The organism is Streptomyces sp. NPDC104581 (assembly GCF_055583685.1).
On sequence record NZ_JBVJNN010000063.1, the window covers coordinates 1 to 5,094 of the forward strand.

Below are 5,094 nucleotides of genomic sequence, written 5' to 3' on the forward strand. Positions count from 1 at the left end.
GGCCCGGCACCCGCCATGGGGTACGTCCCCGGGCCCGAGGCGCACCCGGTGGCGCCCGGCGGCGGACCGGCGGCGGCGCGGGCCGCCGTGCAGGGGGGCGGCGGGGGGGGGGGGGGGGGGAGGCGACCCCCCCCCCCCCCCCCCCCCCCCCCCCCCCCCCCCCCCCCCAACACCCCCCCCCCCCCCCCCCCCCCCCCCCCCCCCCCCCCTCCCCCCGCCCCCCCCCCCCCCCCCCCCCCCCCCCCCCCCCCCGGTGACAAACCGGCCGGGAAGGGTGGATGTCGTGCCCGTACCGGCCGGTTAACTTCCCGAAAACTCCACGGACTTGGCATTGACGTGCTCACGTCTACGCGCGTCATCATGGTGGACATGCGAATCCCCCCACGAATCGCCCTCATCGGCGGCGCCGCCGCCCTCCTGTCCACCCTCTTCGTCGGCGGTACGGTCGCGACCACGGCCTCCGCCGCCCCGCTCGCGGTCGGCGACATCTGCTACTCCGACCTCCCGTCCCAGGCTCACGACACCCTCGACCTGATCGACGCGGGCGGCCCCTACCCGTATCCGCAGGACGGCGGAGTCTTCCAGAACCGCGAAGGCATCCTGCCGCAGGAGTCCACCGGCTACTACCACGAGTACACGGTCGAGACGCCCGGCTCTCCCGACCGGGGCGCGCGCCGCATCGTGACCGGTGACGAGGAGCAGGACTACTACACCGCCGACCACTACGAGTCCTTCGACCTGGTCGACCACGGCTGCTGACCGGCACCCCACCGCCACGACGGACAGGTAGCCTCCGCCCCATGACTGTCACCTATGTGATCCACGGGGCGGAGGTCACCGGCCTGGAGCGCTTCTGGCAGCTGATCGGCGAGGCCGTCAACGGACCGGACGGCTACTTCGGCCGCAATCTCGACGCGTTCGCGGACTGCCTCGGCGGCGGCTACGGGACCCCGGACGACCGGGACTTCGTCATCGAATGGCGCGACCACGAACTCTCGCGGCGCGCGCTGGGCCACCAGGAGACGGCACGTCAGCTCAGACTCCGGCTGGCCCGGGTGCCCGAGGTCAACAGGGCCTCGGTGCGGGCCCGGCTGGACGAGGCGGAGGCCGGGCGCGGCCCCACGGTCTTCGACTGGCTGACCGGCATCATCGACGAACGCGCGCCGGGCGTCCTGCGGCTGCGCTGACCCCGCGCCGCCGGGCCGGGGCCCACGACGTCCCGGCCGGCCCACGCCGAGCGGGTCACCGGCCGCGCGGCGGCAACCCCGTCAGCCTGCGCCGGACCGCCGCGTCCGGCAGCCGGCCCACCGCGTCGGCCGCCGTCTCGCGGGCCCGCCCGGTCACCGAACCGTCGGCGAGCATCCTCGCCAGGGCGTCCACCGCCCGTGGGTCCCGGCGCGCCACCAGCCCCCGGGCCGCCTCGGCGGCCGTGACCGCCGCCGGGTCCGCCAGCCGCGCCGCCAGGGCTGCGCGGATCGCGGGCGTGTCGGCGTCGACCCCCGCCAGGGCCGCCGTCGCGCTCTCCCGCACCGGGCCGTCGATGTCCGCGCTGAGCGCCGTCAGCGCCGCCACCCCCTCCTCGTGGTCGCCCGGCACGAGCCCGGCCAGGGCGACGGCCACCCGGCGGCGTATCGCCGCCTCCGGGTGGCCCGCGTGCCGCAGGATCTCCGGCAGGCCCTCCGCCGAACCCAGCCTGCCCAGCGCCGTCACACCCGCGCCGATCGGCTCCGCTGTCCCGGCCGCGGCGCACAGCTCCCGGAGCGGGGCCAGCGCCCGGTCCGCGAAGGCCCGCCGGTCACCCCCGGGTTCCCCGGTCCCCGCCAGCCCCCCGAGCACGTCCGCCGCGAACGCGCGACGCAGCGGATCGTCGCTCCCGCACCAGGCGAGCGCCGCCCCGAACGACTCCTCGTCCCCGCGCCCGCACAGCGCGGCCACCTGCTCCCGCCAGTCGTCCCGGCCGGGCCCCCCGCACCGCAGCGCCCGCCCGGCCAGCTCCTCGAACGGCGCCCGGACGCCGAGGGACTCCTCCAGCACGGTGGTGATCGCCCCGTGCCCGGTCTGCCGCTCCAGGCTCGCCACCGGCACGCCGTCCTTCAGCGTCTCGACGACGATCGTCACCCCGCCGTCCTCCTCGATCCGGCGCACCACCGTCTCGTCGCTCCCGCCGGCCGTCGGCAGCAGCTCGGCGTGCAGTTCGTGCTCCACCGCCGCGGGCGCCGTCCACCGCCGCGCCTCGGCCAGCGCCTCCTTGCGCGCGCCCGCACCGTGCCGCAGCAGCGCCCGTACGGTCGACGGCGAGCCGCGTCTCGCGGCTGTCACGAGCGGCGCCGCACCGTCCGGGGTGCCGCCGCCGGGGCCGGGGAGACCGGGGTCGGCCCCGTGCGCGAGCAGCGCCTCCACCGTGTCCGCGTGTCCCTGGCCGACGGCCCAGGTCAGCGCGGTGAAGCCGTACGCCTCGCGCCGGTCGGGGCGCGCGCCCGCCGCCAGCAGGGCCAGGACCACTTCCGTATGACCGCCGCACGCGGCGCCGCACAGCGGCAGGTCCCCGCCGTCCGCCCCGCTCGCGCGCTCGGGGTCGGCGCCCGCCGCCAGCAGCACCCGGACCGCGCCGGGTGAGTCGCTCACCGCGGCGGCGTAGAGCACGCTCTGACCGTCCCGGTCGGTCGCCTCGGCGGAGACACCGGAGCGGAGCAGTGCGACGACGGTGTCGTCCCGGCCCTCGTACACGGCCGAGAACAGTTCGTCCCGTGCCCGGTCGGAGCCCGCTGTCCGCTCATTCGTCATACTTCGACCTTCGCCCGAGAAGGTGATTCACGCCAAATCGACAGAACGGTGACCATCCTCCGGGTCCGGTGAAATCCCTTGTGGCGGAAGGGTGTTCAGGTGTCGCAGTCGAGGACCGTGTGACAGAGCTGGCACCGTGCCCGTACCCGGCCCCTGACCGGCACCCGGATCCGCTGATGGCACGTGGGGCAGGGGAACGACACCCGCAGTCCGTCGGGGAGCGTCTCGAAGGCGTACGGGCGTCCCGCGTCCCCGGCCTCGCCGGGGTGGTCGAGCGCGTAACGCCGGTCCTTGGCGTAGCGGTGCCGGCCCGACCAGCCCGCCGTGGTCAGCGGCGGCTGCTGCTCGTCGCGCACGGCCTGCGCCTTGCCCTTGGTGTACGCGGTGTAGCCCTGCGGGCTGGTGAACCAGATGCCGGGGTCCTCGTTGAAGACGATGGCGCGCTTGGCCAGGACGTAGCCGAACTCCTCCGGCGTCAGATAGCCGAGCTTCTGGCTGGAGTCCCGGTCCTCGCGGAACGCGTCGAGGAGCAGCCAGCCCGCGCCCAGATACGTCGTCACGGTGTCGGTCAGGATCTCGTTGTCGCGCGTGCCGGGGAAGCTCAGTCCGAGCCGGTGCAGCAGCACATGGGTGATCTCGTGCGCGAGGGCGGCGCCGATGTCCCTGCGGTGCCGCCGGAAACGGTCGTTCAGCTCGATGAAGTACTCCGGCCCCGCCGTCAGTTCGACGCTCGCCGCGTGTTCCATCTCGCGGAAGCTGACGATCATCCGGGCGTCCGGCAGCCGCAGCTGCTGGACCAGTGCGCGGGCCACCCGCTGTACCCCGAGATGGAGGTCGTCGTGGTCGGCGAAGGCGACGTCGGCGGGCGCGACACTGGTGTCGTACCGGCGGATGCCGCCGTCCGACATGCGCCGGTAGAGCGCGGTCACGGCGGCCCGCACGGTGTCCAGATGCGGATAGCCGTGGACGACGGCGCCCCCGCCGTTCGTCGCGCCTCTGTCCGTCACGCCACTACCCCTTCGTAGGACGGTCGACCGCTCTCAACTGTACGGGGACCGGCCCGGCGGGCGGCCGAAGGAGCCGGACCGTTCGGTTGGCCGAAACCCAACTCTTGTGCCACGGCTGATTTCCTCCCCATAATCCGGATCACGCTCTGGCGGGCGGGTACGGGCGATCCACGTTTCACCGGGTCGTCGGTCGGCTTCGCCATGCGTCGGCACCCCCACGTGCCGGGCGTCATCCGTACACGGCTCCATGCAGGAAAACCCCACGCAAAACAATCAAATGCACTGTTTCCCCCCACGAAAGGCAGTCAGTTGAGCTTTCTGCGTGCCCTCAAAAGATGTGCCGTCGTCGGCGCGGTCGTCCTCGCCGGTGTCAGTCTCCAGCCCGCCGCCGCTTCGGCCTCCGCCACCCCGCCCCCGGGACCGCTGGTCGTCGGTGGCACCCCCGCCGAGCAGGGCGAGTTCCCCTTCATGGTCCGCCTCTCCATGGGCTGCGGCGGCGCGCTCTACGAGCAGGACGTCGTCCTGACCGCCGCCCACTGTGTGGACGGCTCCGGCCCCGACACGAGCATCACCGCCACGGCGGGCGTCGTGGACCTCGAGAGCCCGGACGCGGTCGAGGTCAACTCCACCGAGGTCCTCCAGGCTCCCGGCTACAACGGCACCGGCAAGGACTGGGCGCTGATCAAGCTCGCCGAGCCGATCGACCAGCCCACGCTGGACATAGCCACGGACGACTCCTTCAACAACGGCGAGTTCACCGTCGCCGGCTGGGGTGCGGCCACCGAGGGCGGTGGTCAGGAGCGCTACCTGCTCAAGGCCAACGTGCCGTTCGTCTCCGACGCGGACTGCGAGGGTGCCTACTCCGGCAGCCTCGTGCCGTCCGAGGAGATCTGCGCCGGCTTCATCGACGAGGGCGGCACGGACACCTGCCAGGGTGACTCCGGCGGCCCGATGTTCCGTGACAACGGAAGCGGCGGCTGGATCCAGGTCGGCATCGTGAGCTGGGGTCAGGGCTGCGCCCGGCCCGGCTTCCCGGGTGTCTACACCGAGGTCTCCACCTTCGCCGCCGACATCCAGTCGGCGGCGGCGGGTCTCTGACGCGGCCCACGCGCGGCCGTCCATCGCGCGCCGGCGCCTCCCTGGGCAGCGTGCCGGGCGCGTGAGGTGACACGAAGACGGAGGGGTGGGGGGGGGGGGGGGGGGGGGGGGGGGGGGAACGACACCCCCCCCCCCCCCCCCCGGGGGGGCGCTGCGTATGGTTTTCGTATGGCTCCCCTGTTGTCGGGGCCGAGCGGCTTCGAAG

The 5,094-nt window shown here is 74.2% G+C and carries 5 protein-coding genes; 3 read left to right on the forward strand and 2 right to left on the reverse strand.

Features of this window, described 5'->3' with window-relative positions:
• The first annotated feature begins 369 nt into the window (after positions 1–369).
• Positions 370–759 (forward strand): guanyl-specific ribonuclease, encoded by a 390-nt coding sequence (locus tag ACZ61E_RS30890; protein WP_469703546.1) that lies wholly within the window; start codon positions 370–372, stop codon positions 757–759.
• 41 nt (positions 760–800) lie between these two features.
• Positions 801–1,187, forward strand: a complete 387-nt coding sequence (locus ACZ61E_RS30895; protein WP_469703547.1) for a barstar family protein — start codon at positions 801–803, stop codon at positions 1,185–1,187.
• 55 nt (positions 1,188–1,242) lie between these two features.
• Here ACZ61E_RS30895 and ACZ61E_RS30900 read toward each other — a convergent pair whose 3' ends face one another.
• Complete coding sequence (locus ACZ61E_RS30900; protein WP_469703548.1) at positions 1,243–2,784, reverse strand: ankyrin repeat domain-containing protein; 1,542 nt, start codon at positions 2,782–2,784, stop codon at positions 1,243–1,245.
• A gap of 95 nt (positions 2,785–2,879) precedes the next feature.
• A complete protein-coding gene (locus ACZ61E_RS30905; RefSeq protein ID WP_469703549.1) occupies positions 2,880–3,791 on the reverse strand; it encodes a hypothetical protein in 912 nt (303 codons plus the stop codon).
• Positions 3,792–4,100: 309 nt separating this feature from the next.
• Between ACZ61E_RS30905 and ACZ61E_RS30910 the strand changes: the two genes are divergently transcribed.
• Positions 4,101–4,889, forward strand: a complete 789-nt coding sequence (locus ACZ61E_RS30910) for a S1 family peptidase (protein ID WP_469703551.1) — start codon at positions 4,101–4,103, stop codon at positions 4,887–4,889.
• Positions 4,890–5,094: the final 205 nt, after the last annotated feature.

Coding starts and splice junctions, on each gene's coding strand:
- ACZ61E_RS30895 (WP_469703547.1), top strand. CDS start 801: ATGACTGTCACCTATGTGATCCACGGGGCGGAGGTCACCGGCCTGGAG.
- ACZ61E_RS30890 (WP_469703546.1), top strand. CDS start 370: ATGCGAATCCCCCCACGAATCGCCCTCATCGGCGGCGCCGCCGCCCTC.
- ACZ61E_RS30900 (WP_469703548.1), bottom strand. CDS start 2,784: ATGACGAATGAGCGGACAGCGGGCTCCGACCGGGCACGGGACGAACTG.